The organism is Pseudomonas sp. P5_A2_2, from assembly GCF_054177685.1.
This window is the reverse complement of record NZ_JBGCUL010001364.1, coordinates 1-1,000: the sequence shown is the minus strand read 5'-3', so window position 1 is coordinate 1,000 and position 1,000 is coordinate 1. Positions and strand designations below refer to the sequence as shown.

Genomic DNA, 1,000 nt, shown 5'->3' with positions numbered 1-1,000 from the left:
GTCGAACTCAAGACCCTCGACGGTGTGGTCGATGTGGTGGGCACTGGCGGCGACGGTGCCAATATCTTCAACGTGTCGACCGCTGCTGCGTTCGTGGTTTCCGCTGCTGGCTGCACCGTGGCCAAGCATGGCAACCGTGCAGTCTCGGGCAAGAGCGGCAGTGCCGATCTGCTGGAGGCGGCCGGTATCTACCTGAACCTGACACCGGTGCAAGTGGCGCGCTGTATTGACAACGTTGGTATTGGTTTCATGTTTGCCCAGACCCATCACTCTGCGATGAAATACGCTGCAAGCCCGCGCCGCGAATTGGGTCTGCGGACCTTGTTCAACATGCTCGGCCCGCTTACGAATCCGGCGGGTGTGAAGCATCAGGTGGTCGGAGTATTCACCCAGGCCCTGTGCCGGCCGCTGGCGGAAGTGCTGCAGCGTCTGGGCAGCAAACACGTGCTGGTGGTGCATTCGAAGGATGGTCTGGACGAGTTCAGCCTGGCTGCGCCAACGTTTGTCGCTGAGTTGAAGGATGGCCAGATCACCGAGTATTGGGTCGAGCCGGAAGACCTTGGCATGAAGAGCCAGAGCCTGCATGGCCTGGCGGTGGATAGCCCGGCGGCGTCCCTGGAACTGATTCGCGATGCCTTGGGCAAGCGCAAGACCGAAAACGGTCAGAAAGCGGCCGAGATGATCATGCTCAATGCCGGTGCCGCGCTGTACGCCGCCGATCATGCCAGCAGTTTGAAAGAGGGAGTTGCACTTGCGCACGATGCGCTGCACACCGGCCTCGCTCGGGAAAAGCTCGAGGAGCTGGGTGCGTTTACCGCGGTATTCAAAGTGGAGAATGAGGGATGAGTATACCGACGGTTCTGGAAAAGATTCTGGCGCGCAAAGTCGAGGAAGTGGCCGAGCGCAGCGCTCGCGTCAGCCTCGCCGAGCTGGAAAGGCTGGCCAAGGTGGCCGATGCGCCCCGTGGTTTTGCCAAGGCCTTGCTGGCTCAGGCCAAGCT

1 protein-coding gene and 1 pseudogene are annotated in these 1,000 nt (G+C 61.0%); both read left to right on the top strand.

The genetic code is table 11. The annotated features are described in order from the left end of the window. Positions 1–846, top strand: an 846-nt coding sequence (gene trpD / locus ACXRVY_RS31465; RefSeq protein ID WP_458239273.1) for an anthranilate phosphoribosyltransferase, incomplete at its 5' end; no start/stop codon positions are given. After that, positions 843–1,000, top strand: a pseudogene (gene trpC / locus ACXRVY_RS31460) (indole-3-glycerol phosphate synthase TrpC); the annotation flags it as partial. The gene trpD and the pseudogene trpC, both read left to right, overlap by 4 nt.